Here is a 21,692-nt window from a genome sequence, read left to right on the forward strand (position 1 = left end):
GGCATGAAGATCGCCATCGCAGGGACCGGATACGTCGGCCTGTCCAACGCCGTCATCCTCGCCCAGCACCACGAGGTGTTCGCCGTCGACATCGACCCCGCGAAGGTCGAGATGCTCAGCCGCCGAGTCTCGCCCATCGCCGATGTCGAGCTCGAGGACTACCTCGCCACGCACGAGCTCGACCTCACTGCGACGGTCGACGCCGACGCGGCCTACCGTGATGCCCACTTCGTCGTCGTCGCGACGCCGACGAATTACGACGAGGTCACCAACTACTTCGATACCTCGTCGGTCGAGAACGTCATCGACACCGTGCTCGCGGTCAACCAGGACGCGGCGATCGTGATCAAGTCGACTGTGCCGGTGGGGTTCACCGCGCGGATGAAGGCAGCGCATCCGCAGGCGACGATCGTCTTCTCGCCGGAGTTCCTGCGAGAGGGGCGCGCGCTGTACGACAACCTGCATCCGTCGCGCATCGTCGTCGGTGACCAGGGACCCGTCGGAGAGCGTTTCGCCGCCCTTCTGCTCGAGGGCGCGATCGCCACCGACGTGCCGGTGCTGCTCACCGAGTCGACCGAGGCCGAGGCGATCAAGCTCTTCGCCAACACCTACCTGGCGCTGCGCGTGGCGTACTTCAACGAGCTCGACACCTACGCGGTGGTGCACGGGCTCGACACGAAGCAGATCATCGAGGGCGTGGGACTCGACCCGCGCATCGGTTCGCACTACAACAACCCCTCCTTCGGCTACGGCGGATACTGCCTGCCGAAAGACACCAAGCAGCTGCTCGCGAACTACTCCGAAGTGCCGCAGAACCTCATCGCGGCCATCGTCGACGCCAACAGCACCCGCAAGGACTTCGTCGCCACCGACATCCTCGCGCGAGAGCCCCGGACCGTCGGCGTCTACCGCCTCGTCATGAAGTCGGGGTCGGACAACTTCCGCGCGTCGTCGATCCAGGGCATCATGAAGCGCATCAAGGCGAAGGGCGTCGAGGTGGTCGTCTACGAGCCGTCGCTCGACGAAGACGAGTTCTTCCACTCGGAGGTCGTGCGCGATCTCGACGAGTTCAAAGCCCGGGCCGATGTCATCATCGCCAATCGCTCAACGGACGTGCTCGACGACGTGGCCCACAAGATCTACACGCGCGACATCTACGGCCGCGACTGAGCCGCCTCCGGGCGACGGATTCGCGGCGTGGGGTAGCATGTTCCGATATGCCGCCCGGGTGCAGACTCACCGCGCACCAGGGTAGAGAGAGGTAGAGGATTCCGAATGGGAGCGATGGCTGTGCCCGCGACCGCCGGTCTGACTGAGGTGGGCACACGCCCTCGATTGCGTGACTATCTCGCAGAGACGTGGCGACTTCGCGCCTTCGCAGTGCGACTGGCCGGCAGTCGTCTGATCTCGGGTCTGCTGCCGAATCGCCTCGGGGTGCTCTGGATCGTTCTGAAGCCGCTCTCGCTCGCGATCACGTATGGCGTGATCTTCCACTTCATCCTCTCGGGTGCTGCGCGGCCGGAGAACTTCGTGCAGTTCCTCATCGTCGGCGTCTTCGTGTTCGAGTTCTTCACCGGCTGCTTCGGCAGCGGCTCGAAGTCGATCACGAGCAACAGCAAACTCGTGCAGAGCTTCGGCTTCCCGCGCATCCTGCTCCCGATCTCTGTGATCGTTGAGCAGGCGATGCGGATGATTCCGGTCGTTCTCCTGCTCGGCATCCTCCTGCTCATTCTGGGGGAGCCGATCTCCTGGTCCTGGTTGCTCATCATCCCGATCTTCGCGGTGATGGGCGTGTTCAACCTCGGGGTGGCGCTCGTCGTCGCTCGGATCTCCGTGCGTACGAGAGATGTCCAGCAGTTGATCCCGATCGTCACTCGTGTGCTCTTCTACGCCAGCGGAATCTTCTTCGACGTCGATGGTGCGCTGGCGGGCTTCCCGGCGTTGATGACATTCGTGCACCTCATCCCCACGTACGAGTTCATTGCCATCGCCCGCGACGTAATGCTCGAGGGCTACACAGCCCCGCTGCTCGCGTGGATCGCTGCTCCGATCTGGGCTATCGTGATGATCGTCGGTGGCGTGATCTACTTCTGGCAGGCTGAACCGAAGTATGGCCTCAGTGACTGATCTTCTTCTCCCGGGCCAGCAGCCCGCCATCGCCGATCAGGCGCCCCGCGCGATGATCGTGGCCGACGATGTGCACATCAACTATCGGGTCTACGCATCGGGCAAGCGGATGACCACCCGCGAATCGCTGTTGAGTCTGCGCTCGCTCAAAGGCGGACGAGACCTTCAGACCGTCCCTGCGCTGCGAGGAGTGAGCTTCACGGCCACAGAGGGTGAGTCGATCGGCGTCGTCGGGCACAACGGTTCGGGCAAGTCGACGCTCTTCCGGGCGATGACCGGGCTCATCCCGCCCTCGGAGGGCCGCATCTTCGCCCGAGAGCGTCCCGTGCTCCTCGGCGTGAACGCCGCACTCGTGCCCGAGCTCTCGGGCGAGAACAACATCCGTCTCGGACTGCTGGCGATGGGCTTCACCCCGGAAGAAGCCGCCGAGCACGTCGACGAGATCGCTGACTTCGCGGAGCTCAACGACTTCATCTATCACCCCATGCGCACGTACTCCTCCGGCATGGCGGCGCGGTTGCGATTCGCGATCGCGTCGGCCAAGGCGCACTCGATCCTGCTCATCGATGAGGCGCTCGCCGTGGGAGACCGGCGATTCCGCACCAAGAGCGAGAAGCGCATCAACGAGCTGCGCGCCAGTGCCGGTCTCGTGATGATCGTCAGCCACTCCACCGGCTCGCTGAAGGAGACCTGCGAGCGTGTGCTGTGGGTGCACAAGGGCGAGCTCATCGCCGATGGCCCCACCGACGACGTCATCGACGAGTACATCGCCTGGACGAAGAACCCTGGTTCCAGTGCCGTCGGAGCGGCCTCTGCCCCCAAGCCCTCGACGAAGAACGCGCCCATCGCTGTCGGCTTCGACGCCAGCGGCGTCGAGCAGCAGAACGCCCGTGCGGCGGGCGGTGCATCCGTCGCTGAAGCGCTCTCCTCCGGAGCCAAGGAGCCGCGCGCGCTCGCCCGGCGCGACCGGCATCGTCGGGCCGAGAGGCGCACGAGAAAGCGCAGCGTTCTGCTGATGGTGCTCTCGGGCGTCGCCGTGCTGCTCGCAGTGGCCGCCGGGGCGATCATCGGAACGCTCAGCAGCGTCGCCGCCCCCGTCGGAGCCGAGCCCTCGGCGCGGCCGACGCCCGAGCCTTCCACCCCTGCCGCGGATCCCGTGATCAAGAGCTTCACCGCGAATACGGCGACCGTCGAATGCGCCTCGGAAGAAGCCGAAGGCCAGGTGCTGCTGAGCTGGCAGATCGACGATGCGAAGAGCGTCGCGATCGCGGCGGCAGAGACACAGGTCGATGCGCTCGAACTGCCACTCGCCGCAGCTCTGCCGGCGAATCTCACCGATCGAGCCGTCCCGTTCTCCTGCGCGACTGAGACCGTCGTCTACACGGTGACCGCCGAGAACGAGGATGGGGTGCGCGTCAGCGCTCCCGTCACGGTCACCCGCGTGCTGCCGGTCGAGATCGAAGAGCCCGACTACGAGGAGCCTCGGCCCGACCCGGAGCCGGAGCCGCAACCGTCACAGCCGGCCGAACCGGCACCTAGCGCCCCGACCCTGCCGGCGCCTGTCGAGACCGAAACGCCGGCGCCGCCCACCGACCCCGGCACCGACCCCGGCACCGACCCTGGAACGGGCACGGACCCCGGCACCGGCACCGACCCCGGAACCGGCGCAACCATCCCCTGAACCTCCGGCGCGTCGGAACTCACGCGGCATCCGAACGGCTCTCCGCGGGGAAGCGACTAGATTTACCTCATGCGCCGCCCGGATTCACGATCGTCCAGAGCGCCCCGCGCCACCCGAACCTTCGTGTCGCTGACGGGCCCCGCGGGCAACATCGGTGACGCGCTGATCCGCCGCGAGACCCTTGCGTGGGCGATGGGCACGAGCGATGACCTGGTCGCCTACACCGGAGATGCCCCCGACGTGTGGCTGAGGCAACTGGGAGTGCCTCCCGAGGCCATCGTGCTGCGCACCAAGAAGTCAGTGCCGCGTTGGCTCCGGCTTCTCGTTCTCGCTCCTCGTCGCCCTGTGCTGGTGTTCGAAGCGGGTGAGATCCCGCTCGACCGCGGCAACGGTCTCAGAGAGCTCGTCTTCCTGGTCGAGACTCTCATCGTCCGTCTCAAAGGCGGGATCGTGGTCCGGCCGCCGCGGGGGATCCGTGCGCCCTCGTGGCCGGCTCTCGCCGTCCATCGCCTCGCAGCTCGCCTGTCGCAGGTGACGCTGTGGCGTGACGAATCGACGCTGGCGACTGCGCGATGCGGCCGGCTCGCACCCGACATCGGCTTCTCGGCCGGGACCCGCGCCGGGCACGCCTGGGGTGAGCGCGGCGAGCTGCTGGTGAGCCTGCGCGGCGCGCGCCCGCTGCCGGATGCGGAGTGGCTCAGTGCGGTGCGTGAGACCGCCGAGCGCGCCGGCCTCTCGATCCGCACCGTCGTGCAGGTGCGCGAAGACGAGAGCCGAGCGCGCGAGCTCGCGCGGCTGCTCGGCGGCGAGTGCGAGCCCTGGGGCGACACCGATCCTCTCGTGCAGGAGGAGCGCCTCCGGCAACGCTACGACGCGGCGCAGGTGGTCATCAGCGACCGCATGCACGTGCTCGTGCTCGCCTCTCTGAGCGGGTCGATTCCCATCGAACTCGTTCCTCGTCCCACGATGAAGATCACGAAGGCCTTCGCGGCCATCGGACTGCACGGCGTCTCCGTCGACTCGTCGGCGAGTGATCAGACGCGCATGCGCGCGGCGCTTCTCCCGACGAGGGAACGCGCGGCGGAGGTCTCCGAACGTGTGCGCATCGCTGCCGCGACGCTCGAAGACATCGAGCACGACATCCGCGACGCAGTGCGCAGGGCTCGAGCATGACCGACGCCGCGGCGGGAGCCGGCACCCGGCCCGCGCGGATCCTGTTCCTTTCCCACAGCCATCCTTTCGGTGCCTTCCGGGTCGGCAGCCACCACTACGCCCGCGTGCTCTCCGAGCGCGGAGCGGACGTCGTGCACCTGAGCACTCCGATCTCCCTCATCCACCGGCTGACCGGACGAGTCGATCGACAGCATCTGGCGGGCGTGCCCCGCCGCGCTCGGCGAGACGACGACGGGGTGCTGCAGGTGGTCCCGCGCACGATCCTGCCCGCGCCGGTCGGAGCGCCCAGCGTGGCTCGGATGCTGCAGCGCGAAGGCATCGCCGCAGGATTCGACGCCGTGCTCATCGATCAGCCGCTGCTGTGGGACGGTTCGGTGCGATCGCTCTCGAATCGCGTCATCTACCGACCCACCGATCTGTACCCCGGCGGTCTGAAACACGCCCTGCAGCGACGCATTCTCGCCGAGGTCGACGGCGTGATCGCCACCTCCGACGAAGTCCTGCGAGGACTCGGAGCGCTGAGCGTCCCCTCGCTCGTGCTGGGCAACGGGGCCGAGGTCGCGCGCTTCGCTCCGCAGACCGCCGAGGATCGCTCCCGTATGGCGCGGTGCGTCTACGTCGGGGCGCTCGATGACCGATTCGACTGGGAGCGCGTCGAGGCCTGGGCGCGCGCTCGGCCAGACATCGGCTTCGTCATCGCCGGTCCCGACGCCCGGCCGCCGCGACCCGTGCCGGCGAACGTCGAGATCATCGGGCCCGTTCCCTACGCCGAGGTTCCGGCGTTGCTGCACACGGCGCGCGTCGGCCTTCTGCCGCTCTCCGACAGTCCGCTCAATGCCGGCCGCAGTCCGATGAAGCTCTACGAGTACCTCGCGGCCGGCCTCGCTGTCGTGGCGCGCGAGACGCCCGGCATCCGCACATCGTCCGATCTCGGCATCGAGGTGTACACCGACGGCAGCGACGCGGATGCCGCACTGGAACGTGCGCTGGGGCACCCGTCGCCGAACCATGCCGGCGTGCACGCGGCATCCTCGGCGTCGTGGGAGCGCAAGACCGATTCACTCGAGGATTTCGTCTGGTCGGTCAAAGACCGCCGAGCCTAGTCAGTCGAGCAGTCGGGTGATCGTCTCGGAGATGATCCCCGCGGTGCGATTCCAGTCGTAGCCTTCGGGCGGCGAGACCCGTCGCCGGGCGGCGACGGCCCCGGTCAGCGCGTGCGCCCACTCCTGCGCGTCGCCCGGGGAGGTCACCGCGTGACCGCGGTCTCCGACGATCTCCGCGACCGATTCGCACCCGGCCCAGTACACGACGGGAGTGCCGCAGCGGATCGACTCCAGGGCGGGAAGCCCGAACCCTTCGAGCGTCGAGGGCATCACGGTCGCGGAGGCGCCCCGGTAGAGATCCGCGAGACTCTCGTCGTCGACACCGCTCACCCAGCGCACTCTGGTGGCGACGCCCCGGTGCGTCGCCCTGGCCTCGAGATCGGTGATCTCGCGCTGGGGGACGACAGCCACCAGGCGCACATCGGGCGCCGAGGCCAGGGCGTCGAGGACGACGTCGAGATTCTTATGCGCACGGCCGTTGCCGACGAACAGCACGTAGGGATCGGACTGGTGCAGCTCGCCCGTTCGCGGGCGGAAGGAGTCCGAGCAGCCGTTGCCGGCGTTGACGATCTCGACGTCGTCGTCGTGCACCCACGAACGAAGCGCTCGAGCCGATGTCTCGGAGACCGTGAGCACGACGCCGGCTCTGCGGACGACGTCTCTGACCGGACCGGAGTAGTAGGCCGCGAACTTCCACCGGCCGAGCCCCGGACTGCTCAGCTGGATGAGATCGTGCAGCGTGAGCAGCTGCCGTCGAGCGCGCAGGAGCGCACCGTAGCCCGGCGAGTAGACGAGCGCGTCCGGCGCGGCCGCCGCCCCGACCGAACGGAACGCGTCGACTGCAGAGAACGGGGTGCCTCCGAGGTGCAGGGGCTCCCAGGGCAGGGTCAGCCGGGGGAGGACCTCTGCGGCGTAGCGCCCGATGCCGTGCGCGCCGCGATACCGGTCGTCGACGAGAACGGTCACGCGCTCCTCGCCTCCCGTGGGCGTGCGCCGTCGACCGACTCCGCCACCCACTCCCTGATGCGATCGGCGAACACCGCTTCGGAGAAGTTCTTCGCCTGCGCCCGGCACGCCTCGGGTGAGACGCCGGCTGCCACCTCGACCGCACGGCGCAGCTCATCGCGCGACCAGTGCTCGACGAACGCGCCGGTGCTGCCGTCGACGATGGTCTCGGCCGTGCCGCCCACGGGGGCGGCGATCACAGGTCGTCCTGCAGCCATGGCCTCCACCGGCACGATGCCGAAGTCCTCCACCGCAGGGAAGACGAGCGCGATGCAGCGCTGCAGCAGCGCGCGGTAGAGCTCTGCTCCCGGCGACCGCACGAAGAACACTCGGCCGGGCGCGCGCTCCTCGGCCAACGCGCGCAGACGATCCTCATCCGGCCCTGCGCCCGCGAGCACGACGGGCATGTCGGCGGCGATGCCGGCCTCGATCACGAGATCGAGCCGCTTGTAGGGGATGAACCGCGAGAAGCCGAGGAGGAAGGCCTCGGGCAAGCGTGCGAGTGCGTCCTCGTCGCGTTCGTCGGGTTCCGGTGCGCGGAGGAAGCCGGTCACATCGACGGGAGGGTGGATCACGGTGCTTTCGCGATGCCACGCCTGGGCGATGCGCTTCTGCACGAACACACTGTTCGCCGCGATCGCGACCGGCTCCTGAGCGCGCCGGCGATCGAGCCCCTTCAGCATCCCCGCCGCGGCCCGCGCGGTGAACGTGTCGCCGCGCACATCGAGCTCGGGGTTCCAGATGTAGCGCGCGGGGGTGTGGGCGTACACGAGCTTCGGGGCGCTGCGCCCCGTGCCCGCGAATCTCGCATGATGCGCGAAGAGATGCGAGCTCGTGAGGATCCAGTCCGCATCCACGCTCGGGAGAGTCCGCCAGGCGAGAGGCATCAGTCCGACTGCTGCGGCTTTGTGTCCGCGCAGGGGTGTGCGAGCCAGCCACGTCTCGCCGTCGACGACGAAGCGGCCTTCGCTGTCGTTCCACAGGCAATAGCGGGCAGCATCCGGGAACACCTCGCTCAGGGCCTCGAAGACGTTCTCGGAGCCGCCTCTGGGAGCGAGCCATTCGTGCACCAGCACACCGCTCACAGCGCCGACCTCGCACCACAGGGCACGCGGGCGCGCAGTCCGGGCGAAGCCTCTGCAAGCATGCGTCGAGTCTAGGGAAGTTATCGGCGCACGAGCCCCGGCCTGCTGTCAGCTTCGTCCCGAGTGCGACCCGATACATTGGAAGCGAACATTCGGGGGGAAAGGAAATGATGGCTCTGCGCGCGACGAAGAAGACGATCATCATCGCGAGCACGGTCACCGTGCTCCTTGTCGGCGGGGGTGCCGCGGCTGCGATGGTGATCTCGGGGCAGCAGTCGCAGCCTCGCGCGGAGGCATCGGCTGAGGCCACTCCCGAGCCGGTCGTGACCGAGCCGCCGGTCGAGCTTCCCGTCACGAACGTCGCGCGGGCATCGATCGATGGATGGACCCTCGCAGACCGGGGAGTGGTCGGCACGGTTCTTCCTGAAGTCGGTGACGCCGCGCAGGGTGCTGTGTCCCTGCGGGTCGATGCCCCGGCTGACGACGCAGACATCGTCGCTGCGACTGCTCCTGTCGCCCTGGCGCCAGACACGGACTACACGCTCAGCGTCTCCGTGCGGGTGCTCGCAGAGGAGAAGACCGAGACCGGCGTCCGCCTGACCGCGGCTGGCCAGACCTTCACGCTTCCCGAGCTGGACGCGGAATGGGAGACGATCGAGTTCCCGTTCACATCGGCGGCCGATCAGGCTGCCGCATCGACGATCGATGTCGTGCTGTCCGGTGCCGTGCGAGCATTCGGGATCGATGACGTCTCGATCACCGCGAGCGGCGGCGACAACCTCGTTCCGAACGGCTCGTTCGAAGCCGTGCAGGCGCCGGCGGGCATCGTCAACGACTCTCTGATCATGACCGATGAATCAGCTGTGCTCGCTGTCTCGCTCGCCGAGGGCGCCGTGCAGTGGAGCGCGACGTCGACCGCCGGCGGCGAGCCGATCACGGGGCAGTTCGACTCCGCGGGGCCGCTCTCGGCCCTGCCGTTGACCGGCGTATCGCAGGGGCATTACACGGTCGATGTCCGCGATTCTGCAGGCCGACAGATCCAGACGAACGTCGCGGTGATCGACGCAGACGGATTCGCGGTGACGCAGGACGGCCGCTTCGGGGTGGGTGCCCACGTGGAGAAAGAGGCCTTCATCGGCACGGGATCTCTGGCGGCTGCGATCGGCTTCGCCGAGGTGCGCAACGACATCTCGTGGGAGCGCAATGAGAAGGTCGCCGGCGAGTACGCCTGGAACGAGGATTACGTGCGCGAGTTCTCGCGCATGCATGCCAACGACGTGAAGCTGCTGGGCCTCGTCGTGTACGGCAACAGGCTCTACGGCAACAGGAAGACGCCAGACAACGAGGCGTCGATCCAGGCATACGGTGCCTATGCGAAGGCCGTCGCCGACAGGTTCGACCTCGTCGGTCTCGAGGTGCTCAACGAGTTCAATCACCGTGAGAACGACACCGCCTGCGGAGAGGAGCCGGCGTGCTACGTGCCGATCGCGCAGTCGGTGCGTGACCACGTCAGCACCGCATATCCTGACCTGCCCATCGTCACGGGGTCCACAGCTCTCTACGACCGCGATTGGTTCGTCGGATTCTGGCAGGCCGGCGGCATGGCCGTGACCGATGTGGCGAGCTATCACCCGTACGAGTCCGCGATCGAGCTCAATGCCGACCTGATCGCCGGCACTGTGCAGCAGTCCTACGCCGACATGCAGGAGTTCGCGGGGGAGAAGCGGCCGGTGTGGGTCACCGAGATGGGATTCCCCACCTACGGCGGCGGCGTCGACCTGCTCGAGCAGGGGCCGATGATGGTGCGCAACCAGACGCTGGCTTTCGCAAACGGGGTCGAGAAGTACTTCTGGTACGACCTCGTCAACGACGCGTCCGACCCCGCTGATGTCGAGGCGAACTTCGGACTCTATGAGAACGCGCCCCGAGCGGACGTCGTGGCGCTGGCCCCGAAGCCGGGAGGCTTCGCTCAGGCGCTCATGATCACTCAGCTGCGCGACAAGGCCTTCGCGTCTGACGAGTCCGATGACACGAGCACGGTCGAGGTCTTCGGATCAGGAGACGACGAGACCCGCATCGCATGGGCGAAGCAGGGCGAGGTGCAGCGCAGCTTCGCATCGGACGTCCCGCTGACGGTCACCGATATGACCGGGCGCACGCAGTCGATCGAGCCCGAAGACGGTGCGGTCACGCTGACTCTCGGCGCTTCTCCCGTCTTCATCACGGCCGAGGCGGAATGAGTCCCACCGCAGGGGGTTCAGCAGCCGCCGTTACAATTCACCAGATCATTCCCGTACGAAAGGTACGTCGTCCATGAGCGCAGGTCGTCAGGATGCCGAGAGCGTCGACGAGCAGAAGTCCGGCCGTCAAGGTCGGCGGCGCCGTGTCTGGGTGATCGTCGCTCTCGTCGTCATCGCGTTCCTCCTCGCCGTGTGCTGGGTCGGACTGCGAGCGATCACCGTGAAAGACGGGCTGATCAAGAGCCAGGAGCTCATCGCTCAGATCCAGAACGGGGGGAACGTCGACGAGGTGCTTCCCGAGCTGTCGGAGAGCGCCGCCAGCGCGGGTGCTGCGGCATCCGATCCGGTGTGGTGGGTGTTGGAGTGGACTCCCGTAGCCGGCGACAACCTCAAGGGGGTCCGCCTCGCGGCGCAGTCGCTCGATGCGCTCGTCAACGGTGTCGCTCTGCCCGTGATGGGCGACGAGGATTCCACCGGGTCGATCACCGAGCGGCTTCTCGATGCCACCGATGACCAGGCGCAGCACATCACCGAACTCGCCGACGGTCTGGAATCCGTCTCGCAGTCTCCCTTCCTCGTCTCCGTCGTGCGCGAGGGCGTCGAAGACGTCGATGAGGTGATGTCGGCGGCCGCCCCGATGATCGGCGTCCTGCCGTCGCTGCTCGGAGGCGAAGGCGAGCGCAACTATCTGCTCGTCTTCCAGAACAACGCCGAGACGCTCGCCCTCGGAGGCAGCGCTGCCGCACAGACTCTCGTGCGGGTCGATGGCGGTGCGATCTCGATCGGGGCGCAGGGCGACAGCGGCAACTACCAGAACGGCGTCGCCGTCGACGTCGACGTGCCGCCGAGCGCCATCGAGCTCTACACGAGCTACCTGGTCGACCACATCAACACGAGCATGAGCCGCCCGGACTTCCCCACTGCGGCGAAGATTATGCGCGAGTGGTGGCAGCGTGACATCGCCGACGATGAGATCGCCGGCGTGATCTCGATCGACCCGATCGCGCTGTCGCGCATTCTCGTCGCGACCGGCCCCATCGAGCTGGCCTCCGGCGAAGTCCTCTCCGAGGAGAACGCCGTCTCGCTGCTGCTCAGCGAGGTCTACGGACGCTGGGACTCCTATAAGGAGCCCGAACTCGTCGACGGATTCTTCGCCGACACGGCGGCGGCCGTATTCGACAAGATCGCCACCGGCGACTTCGATCTGAAGGACATGCTGTGGGCCATCACGGAGAGCGCATCCGAGGGAAGCGTGCTCGCGTGGAGTGATGACGAGAAGGTCACCGACGCGATCGAAGGCGCCAGGATCAGCGGCGTGCTTCCGACCGTCAACTCCGACACGACGACCGTCGGCATCTACTTCAACAACACCAACGGGTCGAAGATCGACTACTTCACGGAGACCGCGACGACGGCCACCGCAGTGTGCGAAGCAGACACCAGAACGTTCACTGCCACAGCCTCACTCACGCTGCCCCTGACACAGCGGCAGGCCGAGGCTCTGCCCCGTTACGTGCAGAGCATGGAGTACGGAACCCGCTTCCGTGACTCGATCTACATCTACGGCCCTCCCGGGACGACGCTTGCCGACGCGACCTTCAACGGCGACGAGGTGACGATCACTCACCGCGACATCGACGATCTGGGTCGGCCTGTCGTCTCGTTCGAGGCATGGTTCGATCCCGGCGATTCGGTCGACGTGACAGCGACGTTCGTCGGATCAGACGGCGACTACGGACCCCTCGCGGTGCAGACGAATCCGATGGTCCGGGGAGAGAAGCCCGTCGTCACAGACGGCTGCGCCGGTTGATCCCGATCCCCGAATTCGGAGAGACGACCAGACCGATATACTTGCTCGCGTTCTGACGTCATCGCATTCAAGGGGGGTGAGAGTCGTCGTCGTTCAGCTCGAGCACGGTAGTTCCAGCGCGTCGAGCGCGCCCAGAGACACCGCTCCGGTTCGCACGAAGAAGAAGGCGCGGCGCACAGCGTGGACTCGCCTCTACGCCAGTCGCCTCTTCTACAACGATGTCATCGTCGTCCTGGTCACACTGATCGTCTCTGCGATCATCGTTCTTCCCGGTCTGCTGACCGGAGTCTCCTGGCCCGGCGGACCCCGAGTCTCCTATCTGCTGGTGCTCACGCTGATCGGGATCCTCTGGTTGATCGCTCTCGACGTGACGGATTCTCGAGACCGCCACACCGTCGGGCACGGTGCAGACGAGTACCGCCGCATCGTCAACGCATCCGTCGCGGTGTTCGCGGTCACCGTCGCGATCGCGTTCTTCCTCGGGATGGAGTTGTCGCGTGCGCTCGTGGCGGTCGTGTTCCCGCTCGGGCTGATGCTCCTCCTGCTGTCGCGGTGGATGTGCCGGCAGTGGCTGCGAGGGCGGCAGAAGGCCGGGCGGTATCTGCACAGGGCGGTCGTGATCGGCGAGCCGTCCAAGGTCGCCCTCGTCGCGCGCGAGATCCGGCGTGCCAAGAGCAGCGGATATGAGATCGTCGGGGTGATCACCGAGAGAACCTCCGCTGAGGACATCTCCGGCTTCGAGGTGCTCGGTGACATCGCGAACGTCGAGACGGTCTTGGATGAAGTCCGCTTCGACGCGCTGATCATCGTCGGCTCCGATGACCTCGACCCGCTCACGATGCGCCGCCTGGGCTACTCGGTGTCCGATCGCGACATCCAGCTCATTATGGCTCCGGTGCTGACAGACATCGCCGGGCCGCGCATGCACGCGACGCCGGTCGCCGGTCTGCCTCTCGTGCATGTCGACTTCCCCCGCATGGAAGGCTCCAAGCGCTTCCTCAAGCGCGCACTCGACGTCGTCGGATCCTCGTTGCTGCTCGTCCTGCTCTCGCCGGTCTTCCTCGTCGCAGCCATCGCGATCCGCGTCGACGGGCCCGGGGGCGTGTTCTACCGTCAGGAGCGGATCGGCCGCGGCGGGCAGACCTTCGGCATGCTGAAGTTCCGATCGATGGCCGCCAATGCCGATGACCAGCTGGCGACTCTTCTCGATCTTCAGGGCGACGCAGGAAAGCCGTTGTTCAAGATCAACGACGATCCGCGCATCACCAGAGTCGGACGCTTCTTCCGCAGGCACTCCATCGACGAGCTGCCCCAGCTGGTCAACGTGTTCCTCGGGCACATGAGCCTCGTGGGCCCGCGACCCCAGCGTGCCTCGGAGGTCGCGCTGTATGACGACTTCGCGCATCGTCGTCTGCTCGTCAAGCCCGGCATGAGCGGGCTCTGGCAGGTGAGTGGGCGCTCGTCGCTGTCGTGGGAGGAGACCATCCGCCTCGACCTGTACTACGTCGAGAACTGGTCGCTCATGCAGGACCTCATCATCCTGTTCCGAACGATCCGCGCGGTGGTCGCCCCCGGTTCCAGCGCTCACTGATATATGAGCTGATGGATGCTGCGCTCGCCTCTTCCCTTGACCAGGCCCGCAGTGGAGAATGAACGTGCGTCGGGGATCCGCCGCGTCAGCACGCATACAAGGGGGCCCGCACATGGGTATCGATGAGACTGTCAACAAGGGCAAAGATCTGTACGAGCAGAACAAAGACAAGATCGCCGAGGCCGTGAAGAGCGAGCAGGCCGAGGACATCAGCGACAAGGTCCTCGACGGCGTCGCAGATTTCGCGAAGAAGATCGCGCCCGGGGCCGCCGACAAGATCGACGAGATCCGTGACAGCGCCGACAAGGCCGTCGGCAACGAGTAGAACTCTCGACTGACACCGAGAGCGGCGGCTCCTCCATCGGGGGAGTCGCCGCTCTTCTGCATCCGGCACCAAGTATTCCGTCCGGCGGTATCGCGTTTCGCGTCCGGATTCGCATAGAATGGTCGATGATCGCCTGGGGAACTTGCGATCAGGGATGTCGAAGGGGTTCGACATCCTGAACTCACGCGGTTAGCCGCGTCAAACTGGGGATAACGATTTTGGGGATCATCGTGCGATGCGCGCACTCTGTGCGCTCAGACGTCATCCCGCCCGCGCGGCGGTCGCTTCGCCGCGCCCTCGGTCGAGGATCCCGGCGTCCCTTCACGCCTGGCTCCTCGCGTTCGGTGTGCCCCCTCGCACTGAACGCCCTCCCCAAGCGGGGCGAGGCATGGGGATGCCTCGCCCCGCTCTCACCCTCTCGCTGACGATCGATCGGGGCATCGCCGCAGCGTCGATCCGACCGCGGACGGACGTGTTCAGGGGATGCACAGCGAATGCGACACGCCCGGGTTTGCGCAAGTGAAATCGGCCGTGGCAGAATAGACAGGTTCGACATTCCGGCGCGCTCAGCGTGGCCGGATCACCATCACGACAGTGCATAGGCGGCGCAGACGCGCAGGGACCTAGGCCGCGGGTGGCAGAACGATCCCGACATCTTCATCACGAGGGCTTCGCCGTGCGCGGCGGAGGTCGGACACCCGCTCGCTGCGAAGCATGCGGGATGACAGCAGAACAGTGGTGCAGCAGATCGACTCGCGAGAGCCGTCTGGGTGCCGAGGCGCGAACAGCGCCGACGTGCGTCCAATGCCCCTGGGTCACCCGGCCCAGGTCGGTAAGACGCTTAAAGAGAGAGAGCAGACAATGGCGGGACAGAAGATCCGCATTCGCCTGAAGTCGTATGACCATGAGGTCATCGACACGTCCGCACGCAAGATCGTCGACACGGTGACCCGCGCGGGCGCAACGGTCGTCGGCCCCGTGCCCCTGCCGACCGAGAAGAACGTCGTGTGCGTCATCCGGTCGCCCCACAAGTACAAGGACAGCCGCGAGCACTTCGAGATGCGCACCCACAAGCGTCTGATCGACATCATCGACCCGACGCCCAAGGCTGTCGACTCGCTGATGCGTCTCGACCTGCCTGCCGATGTCAACATCGAGATCAAGCTCTGAGGTCGGACATGGTTGATATCAACTCCAAGATTTCCAAGGGCATGCTGGGCACCAAGCTCGGTATGACCCAGGTCTGGAACGAGAGCGGCAAGCTCGTTCCCGTCACCGTCATCGAGCTCGCCTCGAACGTGGTCACGCAGATCCGTACCCCCGAGAAGGACGGCTACAACGCCGTTCAGATCGCCTACGGCCAGATCGACCCGCGCAAGGTGAACAAGCCGCTGACCGCTCACTTCGAGGCTGCCGGCGTCACGCCGCGTCGTCACGTCACCGAGATCCGCACCGCGGATGCCGGCGACTACACGCCTGGCCAGGAGCTCACGGTCGACGGCACCTTCGAAGCAGGCCAGCTCGTCGACGTCGTCGGCACGAGCAAGGGCAAGGGCTTCGCCGGTGTCATGAAGCGTCACAACTTCAAGGGCGTCTCGGCTTCGCACGGTTCGCACCGCAACCACCGCAAGCCCGGCTCCATCGGCGCATCGTCGACCCCGAGCCGCGTCTTCAAGGGCATGCGCATGGCCGGCCGTATGGGTGGCGAGCGCGTGACCGTCCTCAACCTCACGGTGCACGCCATCGACATCGAGAAGGGTCTGCTGCTCGTCAAGGGCGCCGTCCCCGGTGCTCGTGGCCGTATCGTCTACGTCCGCAACGCAGTGAAGGGTGCCTGATCATGGCTGACTCCACTCTCGCGCTTGACGTCCTCAACGCAGACGGCAAGAAGGCTGGCTCGATCGAGCTTCCCGCCGCGCTGTTCGACGCCAAGACGAACATTCCGCTCATCCACCAGGTCGTCGTCGCGCAGCTCGCGGCGGCTCGCCAGGGAACCCACTCGACCAAGCGTCGCGGTGAGGTCTCGGGTGCCGGCCGCAAGCCCTTCAAGCAGAAGGGCACGGGTAACGCCCGTCAGGGCTCGATCCGCGCGCCGCACATGACCGGCGGTGGAATCGTGCACGGCCCCAAGCCGCGCGACTACTCGCAGCGCACCCCCAAGAAGATGATCGCGGCCGCCCTCCTGGGCGCGCTGAGCGACCGCTTCCGCGGTGACCGCATCCACGCCATCGAGTCGTTCGGAATCAACGGCACGCCTTCGACCAAGACCGCGGTGAACTTCCTCACCAACGTCGTCTCGTCGAAGAACGTGCTCGTCGTCATCGAGCGCAACGACGACGTGACGCTGAAGAGCATCCGCAACCTGTCGAACCTGCACGTGCTGACGTTCGACCAGCTCAACGCCTACGACGTGCTCGTCTCCGACGACATCGTCTTCACCCAGGCCGCGCTCGAGGGCTTCATCGCCTCCAAGTCCGGCGCCAACCAGGAGGTCTCCGCATGAGCGAGCAGGCAGCTGTTCTCCAGACGGCCCTGAACAAGGACCCGCGCGACATCATCCTGAAGCCGGTCGTGTCCGAGAAGAGCTACAGTCTCATCGACGAAGGCAAGTACACCTTCCTCGTGGACCCGCGCGCTTCGAAGACCGAGATCAAGCTCGCCATCGAGAAGATCTTCGGCGTCAAGGTCGCTGGGGTCAACACCCTCAACCGCGTCGGCAAGGCTCGTCGCACCCGCTTCGGCGCAGGCAAGCGCAAGGACACCAAGCGTGCCATCGTGACCCTGAAGTCGGGCACCATCGACATCTTCACGGCAATCGGCTGATCCGGGGGATAAGGACAATAATGGCTATTCGCAAGTACAAGCCCACGACCCCGGGCCGTCGCGGCTCGTCGGTGGCTGACTTCGCCGAGATCACCCGATCGACGCCGGAGAAGTCGCTGCTGCGCCCGCTCTCGAAGACCGGTGGTCGCAACAACCAGGGCCGCATCACGACCCGTCACATCGGTGGTGGCCACAAGCGCCAGTACCGCGTCATCGACTTCCGTCGCAATGACAAGGACGGCGTCGACGCCCGTGTCGCTCACATCGAGTACGACCCCAACCGCACGGCTCGCATCGCGCTGTTGCACTACTTCGACGGCGAGAAGCGCTACATCCTCGCGCCGGCGAAGCTGAAGCAGGGCGACGTCATCGAGTCGGGTGCTGGTGCCGACATCAAGCCGGGTAACAACCTCCCGCTGAAGAACATCCCGACGGGTACCGTCATCCACGCAATCGAGCTCCGTCCTGGTGGCGGCGCGAAGATGGCACGTTCGGCCGGTGCATCCGTCCGTCTCGTCGCCAAGGATGGCAACTTCGCCCAGCTGCGTCTGCCCTCGGGCGAGATCCGCAACGTCGACTCGCGCTGCCGCGCGACCATCGGCGAGGTCGGCAACGCCGAGCAGTCGAACATCAACTGGGGTAAGGCTGGCCGCATGCGCTGGAAGGGCGTCCGCCCGACCGTCCGTGGTGTCGCCATGAACCCGGTCGACCACCCGCACGGTGGTGGTGAGGGCAAGACGTCCGGTGGACGTCACCCCGTCTCCCCGTGGGGCCAGGCTGAGGGTCGTACCCGTCACGCCAACAAGGAAAGCGACAAGTACATCGTGCGTCGTCGTAACGCCGGCAAGAAGCGTAAGTAGGAGTAAGAGAAGATGCCTCGCAGTCTTAAGAAGGGCCCCTTCGTCGACGATCACCTGCTTCGCAAGGTGGTCGTGCAGAACGAAGCCGGCACCAAGAACGTCATCAAGACCTGGTCTCGCCGGTCCATGATCATCCCGGCCATGCTGGGTCACACGATCGCGGTCCACGACGGTCGCAAGCACATTCCTGTGTTTGTCTCCGAGACCATGGTCGGCCACAAACTGGGCGAGTTTGCGCCCACCCGCACCTTCCGCGGCCACGAGAAGGACGACAAGAAGGGCCGCCGCCGCTGACGCGGTGGCGATAGAGGAGAGAGAAATGGTGGAGTCCATCGCACGCGTGCGACACATCCGCGTGACCCCTCAGAAGGCTCGTCGTGTCGTCGCGCTCATCAAGGGCAAGCAGGCCCAGGAGGCTCTGGCGATCCTGAAGTTCGCACAGCAGAGCGCCAGTGAGCCGATCTACAAGCTTGTCGCGTCGGCCATGGCCAACGCGCAGGTCAAGGCGGATCGTGACGGCGAGTACCTCGACGAGCAGGACCTGTACGTGGCTAACGCCTACGTAGACGAGGGCACGACGCTCAAGCGTTTCCGCCCCCGTGCACAGGGTCGCGCTTTCCAGATCAAGAAGCGCACGAGCCACATCACGGTCGTGCTCTCGACGCCTGAGGCGGCTCCGGCCGCTGCAAGCGACAGCAACAAGAAGGCGAGCAAGTAATGGGACAGAAAGTAAACCCGTACGGCTTCCGCCTCGGCATCACCACGGACCACGTGTCGCGTTGGTTCTCGGACTCGACGAAGCCCGGTCAGCGTTACGCCGACTACGTCGCCGAGGACATCAAGATCCGCAACCTGCTGAAGACGCAGCTCGACCGCGCCGGTGTCTCGAACATCGAGATCGAGCGCACCCGTGACCGCGTCCGCGTCGACATCCACACCGCCCGTCCGGGCATCGTGATCGGTCGTCGTGGCGCCGAGGCCGAGCGCATCCGCGGCGACCTCGAGAAGCTCTCGGGCAAGCAGATCCAGCTGAACATCCTCGAGGTCAAGAACCCCGAGGCTGACGCTCAGCTCGTCGCACAGGGCATCGCCGAGCAGCTCTCTGCTCGCGTGGCGTTCCGTCGTGCGATGCGCAAGGGTCTCCAGGGCGCGCAGCGCGCTGGCGCCAAGGGCATCCGCATCCAGGTCTCCGGCCGCCTCGGCGGCGCCGAGATGAGCCGCTCGGAGTTCTACCGCGAGGGTCGTGTGCCGCTGCACACGCTTCGTGCGAACATCGACTACGGCTTCTACGAGGCGAAGACCACCTTCGGCCGCATCGGCGTGAAGGTCTGGATCTACAAGGGTGACCTGACCAACAAGGAGCTTGCTCGCGAGCAGGCCAACGCACCGAAGTCCCGTCGTGACGACCGTGGTGGCGACCGCCGCCGCGCGCCGCGCAACGAGGCCCCTGTCGCAGAAGGAGCGTCTGCCTGATGCTTATTCCCCGCAAGGTCAAGTTCCGTAAGCAGCACCACCCCGGTCGCAGCGGCCAGGCGACTGGTGGCACGAAGGTCTCCTTCGGCGACTACGGGATCCAGGCGCTCACGCCTGCCTACGTGACGAACCGTCAGATCGAGTCCGCTCGTATCGCGGTCACGCGTCACATCAAGCGTGGCGGCAAGGTGTGGATCAACATCTACCCCGACCGTCCCCTCACGAAGAAGCCTGCCGAGACCCGCATGGGTTCCGGTAAGGGTTCCCCCGAGTGGTGGGTCGCCAACGTCAAGCCGGGTCGCGTCCTCTTCGAGGTCTCAGGCGTGAGCGAAGAACTCGCTCGCGAGGCACTGACCCGTGCCATTCACAAGCTGCCTCTCAAGGCACGCATCATCAAGCGCGAGGAGGGCGACGCGTAATGGCGATCGGCACCAAGGAGCTCGCTCCGGCAGAGCTCGACACGTTCGAAGACCAGCGCCTCGTTGAGGAGCTGCGTAAGGCCAAGGAGGAGCTGTTCAACCTCCGTTTCCAGTCGGCCACCGGCCAGCTGGAGAGCCACGGCCGCATCCGCGCCGTCAAGCGCGACATCGCGCGTCTCTACACCGTGATCCGCGAACGTGAGCTGGGCATCCGTGCGACGCCCGCTCCCGTCGAGGCTCCGGCCAAGAAGGCGACCAAGTCGAAGGCGAAGAAGGCGGACTCCGCCGACGACGCCGTGAAGGAAGAGGCTGAGTGATGGCCACCAAGAAGGAAGCTGCCGTCGAGGCTGAGCACGCAGCACACGATGTTCGCGATGCGGATGCCCGGGGGTACCGCAAGTCGCGTCGTGGCTACGTCATCAGCGACAAGATGGACAAGACCATCGTGGTCGAGGTCGAGGACCGCGTGAAGCACCCGCTTTACGGCAAGGTCATCCGCCGCACCTCGAAGGTCAAGGCGCACGATGAGGCGAACTCCGCCGGCATCGGCGACCTCGTCCTGATCAACGAGACCCGCCCGCTCAGCGCCACCAAGCGCTGGCGTCTGGTTGAGATTCTGGAGAAGGCCAAGTGATCCAGCAGGAATCCCGCCTCAAGGTCGCCGACAACACCGGCGCGAAGGAACTGCTCACCATCCGTGTGCTCGGCGGCTCGCGCCGTCGTTACGCCGGTCTCGGTGACACGATCATCGCGACCGTCAAGGACGCGATCCCGGGCGGAAACGTCAAGAAGGGCGATGTGGTCAAGGCCGTCATCGTCCGTACGGTCAAGTCCACGCGTCGTCCCGACGGCTCGTACATCAAGTTCGACGAGAACGCCGCCGTGATCCTGAAGAACGACGGGGAGCCCCGCGGCACCCGTATCTTCGGACCGGTCGGTCGCGAGCTTCGTGACAAGAAGTTCATGAAGATCGTCTCGCTGGCGCCGGAGGTTATTTAAGTCATGGCGAAGATCAAGAAGGGTGACCTGGTTCAGGTCATCACCGGAGCGACGCAGGAGCGTGGCGGAGATCGCGGCAAGCAGGGCAAGGTCCTCGAGATCCTGGCCGAGAAGAACCGCATCATCGTCGAAGGCGTGAACTACGTCACCAAGCACACGCGCGTCGGTCAGACGCAGCGTGGCACCAAGACGGGTGGCCTCGAGACTGTCGAGGCTCCCATCCACATCTCGAACGTCGCACTCGTCGACCCCTCGACCAAGAAGCCGACCAAGGTCGGCCACCGGGTCGAGGAGCAGACCAAGGACGGCGTCAAGCGCACCGTCCGTGTGCGGTACGCGAAGAAGTCAGGTAAGGACCTCTGATGGCAACCACCGACGCTGCGGTGGCTGGCAAGATCCAGCCCCGCCTGAAGGCGAAGTACAAGGCCGAGATCCAGCAGAAGCTGCAGGATGAGTTCGGCTACACCAACGTGATGCAGATCCCCGGTCTGGTCAAGGTCGTCGTGAACACCGGTGTCGGTGAAGCGGCCCGCGACAGCAAGGTGATCGACGGCGCGATCGACGATCTCACCAAGATCACCGGTCAGAAGCCGCTCGTCACGAAGGCTCGCAAGTCGATCGCGCAGTTCAAGCTGCGCGAGGGCCAGGCCATCGGCGCACACGTCACCCTCCGTGGTGACCGTGCGTGGGAGTTCCTGGACCGTCTCGTCTCGCTCGCTCTGCCCCGCATCCGCGACTTCCGCGGTCTGTCGGGCAAGCAGTTCGACGGGAACGGCAACTACACCTTCGGTCTCCAGGAGCAGAGCGTGTTCCACGAGATCGATCAGGACAAGATCGACCGCGTTCGCGGTTTCGACATCACTGTCGTCACCACCGCGAAGACGGACGATGAAGGTCGCGCGCTTCTGCGTCACCTCGGCTTCCCCTTCCGTACGGAAGACGCCAAGGCGTAAGCGGTTTCGGGGGGGGGGGGGGGGG

25 protein-coding genes are annotated in these 21,692 nt (G+C 66.0%); 23 read left to right on the forward strand and 2 right to left on the reverse strand.

Features of this window, described 5'->3' with window-relative positions:
• Positions 1-3: 3 nt before the first annotated feature.
• The 5 genes from RQG82_RS09200 to RQG82_RS09220 all read left to right on the forward strand — a co-directional run bounded on the left by RQG82_RS09200 (position 4) and on the right by RQG82_RS09220 (position 6,084).
• Positions 4-1,170 carry a nucleotide sugar dehydrogenase gene (locus tag RQG82_RS09200; RefSeq protein WP_311258787.1) on the forward strand — a complete coding sequence of 389 codons (1,167 nt, stop codon included), beginning with the start codon at positions 4-6 and terminating at the stop codon, positions 1,168-1,170.
• Between the two features lie 105 nt (positions 1,171-1,275).
• The gene (locus tag RQG82_RS09205) at positions 1,276-2,127 is read left to right on the forward strand and encodes an ABC transporter permease (protein WP_311258788.1); all 852 of its coding nucleotides are present in this window, start codon (positions 1,276-1,278) and stop codon (positions 2,125-2,127) included.
• Positions 2,120-3,808, forward strand: coding sequence for an ABC transporter ATP-binding protein (locus RQG82_RS09210; RefSeq protein ID WP_311258789.1), 1,689 nt, complete (start codon positions 2,120-2,122; stop codon positions 3,806-3,808). Before RQG82_RS09205 ends, RQG82_RS09210 begins: the two co-directional genes overlap by 8 nt.
• A gap of 69 nt (positions 3,809-3,877) precedes the next feature.
• Positions 3,878-4,981 (forward strand): hypothetical protein, encoded by a 1,104-nt coding sequence (locus tag RQG82_RS09215; RefSeq protein WP_311258790.1) that lies wholly within the window; start codon positions 3,878-3,880, stop codon positions 4,979-4,981.
• A complete protein-coding gene (locus RQG82_RS09220; protein WP_311258791.1) occupies positions 4,978-6,084 on the forward strand; it encodes a glycosyltransferase in 1,107 nt (368 codons plus the stop codon). Before RQG82_RS09215 ends, RQG82_RS09220 begins: the two co-directional genes overlap by 4 nt.
• Here the strand turns inward: RQG82_RS09220 and RQG82_RS09225 are convergent, their stop codons facing one another.
• Positions 6,085-7,050, reverse strand: coding sequence for a glycosyltransferase family 1 protein (locus RQG82_RS09225; protein ID WP_311258792.1), 966 nt, complete (start codon positions 7,048-7,050; stop codon positions 6,085-6,087).
• Complete coding sequence (locus tag RQG82_RS09230; protein ID WP_311258793.1) at positions 7,047-8,174, reverse strand: glycosyltransferase; 1,128 nt, start codon at positions 8,172-8,174, stop codon at positions 7,047-7,049. The genes RQG82_RS09225 and RQG82_RS09230 overlap by 4 nt, the downstream gene beginning before the upstream one ends.
• 167 nt (positions 8,175-8,341) lie before the next feature.
• Here RQG82_RS09230 and RQG82_RS09235 point away from each other — a divergent pair, with 167 nt between their 5' ends.
• The 18 genes from RQG82_RS09235 to rplE all read left to right on the forward strand — a co-directional run bounded on the left by RQG82_RS09235 (position 8,342) and on the right by rplE (position 21,667).
• Positions 8,342-10,414 (forward strand): hypothetical protein, encoded by a 2,073-nt coding sequence (locus RQG82_RS09235; protein ID WP_311258794.1) that lies wholly within the window; start codon positions 8,342-8,344, stop codon positions 10,412-10,414.
• Between the two features lie 73 nt (positions 10,415-10,487).
• Positions 10,488-12,224: a DUF4012 domain-containing protein gene (locus tag RQG82_RS09240; protein WP_311258795.1), complete on the forward strand. Its 1,737-nt coding sequence runs from the start codon at positions 10,488-10,490 to the stop codon at positions 12,222-12,224.
• 76 nt (positions 12,225-12,300) lie between these two features.
• Positions 12,301-13,815, forward strand: a complete 1,515-nt coding sequence (locus tag RQG82_RS09245; protein ID WP_311258796.1) for a sugar transferase — start codon at positions 12,301-12,303, stop codon at positions 13,813-13,815.
• A 112-nt stretch (positions 13,816-13,927) separates the two neighbouring features.
• Positions 13,928-14,140 carry a hypothetical protein gene (locus RQG82_RS09250; protein ID WP_053099214.1) on the forward strand — a complete coding sequence of 71 codons (213 nt, stop codon included), beginning with the start codon at positions 13,928-13,930 and terminating at the stop codon, positions 14,138-14,140.
• Positions 14,141-15,001: 861 nt separating this feature from the next.
• The gene (gene rpsJ / locus RQG82_RS09255) at positions 15,002-15,310 is read left to right on the forward strand and encodes a 30S ribosomal protein S10 (RefSeq protein ID WP_005050520.1); all 309 of its coding nucleotides are present in this window, start codon (positions 15,002-15,004) and stop codon (positions 15,308-15,310) included.
• A gap of 8 nt (positions 15,311-15,318) precedes the next feature.
• A complete protein-coding gene (rplC, locus tag RQG82_RS09260; RefSeq protein WP_042538750.1) occupies positions 15,319-15,978 on the forward strand; it encodes a 50S ribosomal protein L3 in 660 nt (219 codons plus the stop codon).
• A gap of 2 nt (positions 15,979-15,980) precedes the next feature.
• On the forward strand, positions 15,981-16,643 hold the full coding sequence (gene rplD, locus RQG82_RS09265) for a 50S ribosomal protein L4 (protein WP_140037894.1): 663 nt from the start codon (positions 15,981-15,983) through the stop codon (positions 16,641-16,643).
• Positions 16,640-16,963 carry a 50S ribosomal protein L23 gene (gene rplW / locus RQG82_RS09270; RefSeq protein ID WP_311258798.1) on the forward strand — a complete coding sequence of 108 codons (324 nt, stop codon included), beginning with the start codon at positions 16,640-16,642 and terminating at the stop codon, positions 16,961-16,963. Before rplD ends, rplW begins: the two co-directional genes overlap by 4 nt.
• A gap of 20 nt (positions 16,964-16,983) precedes the next feature.
• Entirely contained in the window at positions 16,984-17,823 is an 840-nt protein-coding gene (rplB, locus tag RQG82_RS09275) for a 50S ribosomal protein L2 (RefSeq protein ID WP_042538755.1), read from the forward strand.
• A gap of 12 nt (positions 17,824-17,835) precedes the next feature.
• Positions 17,836-18,117 carry a 30S ribosomal protein S19 gene (gene rpsS, locus RQG82_RS09280; protein WP_017829205.1) on the forward strand — a complete coding sequence of 94 codons (282 nt, stop codon included), beginning with the start codon at positions 17,836-17,838 and terminating at the stop codon, positions 18,115-18,117.
• 25 nt (positions 18,118-18,142) lie between these two features.
• Positions 18,143-18,541 carry a 50S ribosomal protein L22 gene (gene rplV / locus RQG82_RS09285; RefSeq protein WP_042538756.1) on the forward strand — a complete coding sequence of 133 codons (399 nt, stop codon included), beginning with the start codon at positions 18,143-18,145 and terminating at the stop codon, positions 18,539-18,541.
• Positions 18,541-19,296, forward strand: coding sequence for a 30S ribosomal protein S3 (rpsC, locus tag RQG82_RS09290; protein WP_042538759.1), 756 nt, complete (start codon positions 18,541-18,543; stop codon positions 19,294-19,296). Before rplV ends, rpsC begins: the two co-directional genes overlap by 1 nt.
• Complete coding sequence (rplP, locus tag RQG82_RS09295) at positions 19,296-19,715, forward strand: 50S ribosomal protein L16 (protein ID WP_042538761.1); 420 nt, start codon at positions 19,296-19,298, stop codon at positions 19,713-19,715. The genes rpsC and rplP overlap by 1 nt, the downstream gene beginning before the upstream one ends.
• Positions 19,715-20,032, forward strand: coding sequence for a 50S ribosomal protein L29 (gene rpmC / locus RQG82_RS09300; protein WP_017829202.1), 318 nt, complete (start codon positions 19,715-19,717; stop codon positions 20,030-20,032). Before rplP ends, rpmC begins: the two co-directional genes overlap by 1 nt.
• A complete protein-coding gene (gene rpsQ / locus RQG82_RS09305) occupies positions 20,032-20,349 on the forward strand; it encodes a 30S ribosomal protein S17 (RefSeq protein ID WP_042538763.1) in 318 nt (105 codons plus the stop codon). The genes rpmC and rpsQ overlap by 1 nt, the downstream gene beginning before the upstream one ends.
• Complete coding sequence (gene rplN / locus RQG82_RS09310; protein ID WP_042538766.1) at positions 20,346-20,714, forward strand: 50S ribosomal protein L14; 369 nt, start codon at positions 20,346-20,348, stop codon at positions 20,712-20,714. Before rpsQ ends, rplN begins: the two co-directional genes overlap by 4 nt.
• Positions 20,715-20,717: 3 nt before the next feature.
• The gene (gene rplX / locus RQG82_RS09315) at positions 20,718-21,077 is read left to right on the forward strand and encodes a 50S ribosomal protein L24 (protein ID WP_311258799.1); all 360 of its coding nucleotides are present in this window, start codon (positions 20,718-20,720) and stop codon (positions 21,075-21,077) included.
• Positions 21,077-21,667 (forward strand): 50S ribosomal protein L5, encoded by a 591-nt coding sequence (gene rplE / locus RQG82_RS09320; RefSeq protein WP_042538772.1) that lies wholly within the window; start codon positions 21,077-21,079, stop codon positions 21,665-21,667. The genes rplX and rplE overlap by 1 nt, the downstream gene beginning before the upstream one ends.
• The last annotated feature ends 25 nt before the right edge of the window (positions 21,668-21,692 follow it).

Source organism: Microbacterium sp. WCS2018Hpa-9 (genome assembly GCF_031843745.1).
Classification (GTDB): Bacteria; Actinomycetota; Actinomycetes; order Actinomycetales; family Microbacteriaceae; genus Microbacterium.

Bases quoted from the DNA above. Each gene is read 5' to 3' on its own strand.
- RQG82_RS09200 (WP_311258787.1), top strand. From the start codon at position 4: ATGAAGATCGCCATCGCAGGGACCGGATACGTCGGCCTGTCCAACGCC.
- RQG82_RS09205 (WP_311258788.1), top strand. From the start codon at position 1,276: ATGGGAGCGATGGCTGTGCCCGCGACCGCCGGTCTGACTGAGGTGGGC.
- RQG82_RS09215 (WP_311258790.1), top strand. From the start codon at position 3,878: ATGCGCCGCCCGGATTCACGATCGTCCAGAGCGCCCCGCGCCACCCGA.
- RQG82_RS09220 (WP_311258791.1), top strand. From the start codon at position 4,978: ATGACCGACGCCGCGGCGGGAGCCGGCACCCGGCCCGCGCGGATCCTG.
- RQG82_RS09235 (WP_311258794.1), top strand. From the start codon at position 8,342: ATGATGGCTCTGCGCGCGACGAAGAAGACGATCATCATCGCGAGCACG.
- RQG82_RS09240 (WP_311258795.1), top strand. From the start codon at position 10,488: ATGAGCGCAGGTCGTCAGGATGCCGAGAGCGTCGACGAGCAGAAGTCC.
- RQG82_RS09250 (WP_053099214.1), top strand. From the start codon at position 13,928: ATGGGTATCGATGAGACTGTCAACAAGGGCAAAGATCTGTACGAGCAG.
- rpsJ (WP_005050520.1), top strand. From the start codon at position 15,002: ATGGCGGGACAGAAGATCCGCATTCGCCTGAAGTCGTATGACCATGAG.
- rplC (WP_042538750.1), top strand. From the start codon at position 15,319: ATGGTTGATATCAACTCCAAGATTTCCAAGGGCATGCTGGGCACCAAG.
- rplD (WP_140037894.1), top strand. From the start codon at position 15,981: ATGGCTGACTCCACTCTCGCGCTTGACGTCCTCAACGCAGACGGCAAG.
- rplW (WP_311258798.1), top strand. From the start codon at position 16,640: ATGAGCGAGCAGGCAGCTGTTCTCCAGACGGCCCTGAACAAGGACCCG.
- rplB (WP_042538755.1), top strand. From the start codon at position 16,984: ATGGCTATTCGCAAGTACAAGCCCACGACCCCGGGCCGTCGCGGCTCG.
- rpsS (WP_017829205.1), top strand. From the start codon at position 17,836: ATGCCTCGCAGTCTTAAGAAGGGCCCCTTCGTCGACGATCACCTGCTT.
- rplV (WP_042538756.1), top strand. From the start codon at position 18,143: ATGGTGGAGTCCATCGCACGCGTGCGACACATCCGCGTGACCCCTCAG.
- rpsC (WP_042538759.1), top strand. From the start codon at position 18,541: ATGGGACAGAAAGTAAACCCGTACGGCTTCCGCCTCGGCATCACCACG.
- rplP (WP_042538761.1), top strand. From the start codon at position 19,296: ATGCTTATTCCCCGCAAGGTCAAGTTCCGTAAGCAGCACCACCCCGGT.
- rpmC (WP_017829202.1), top strand. From the start codon at position 19,715: ATGGCGATCGGCACCAAGGAGCTCGCTCCGGCAGAGCTCGACACGTTC.
- rpsQ (WP_042538763.1), top strand. From the start codon at position 20,032: ATGGCCACCAAGAAGGAAGCTGCCGTCGAGGCTGAGCACGCAGCACAC.
- rplX (WP_311258799.1), top strand. From the start codon at position 20,718: ATGGCGAAGATCAAGAAGGGTGACCTGGTTCAGGTCATCACCGGAGCG.
- rplE (WP_042538772.1), top strand. From the start codon at position 21,077: ATGGCAACCACCGACGCTGCGGTGGCTGGCAAGATCCAGCCCCGCCTG.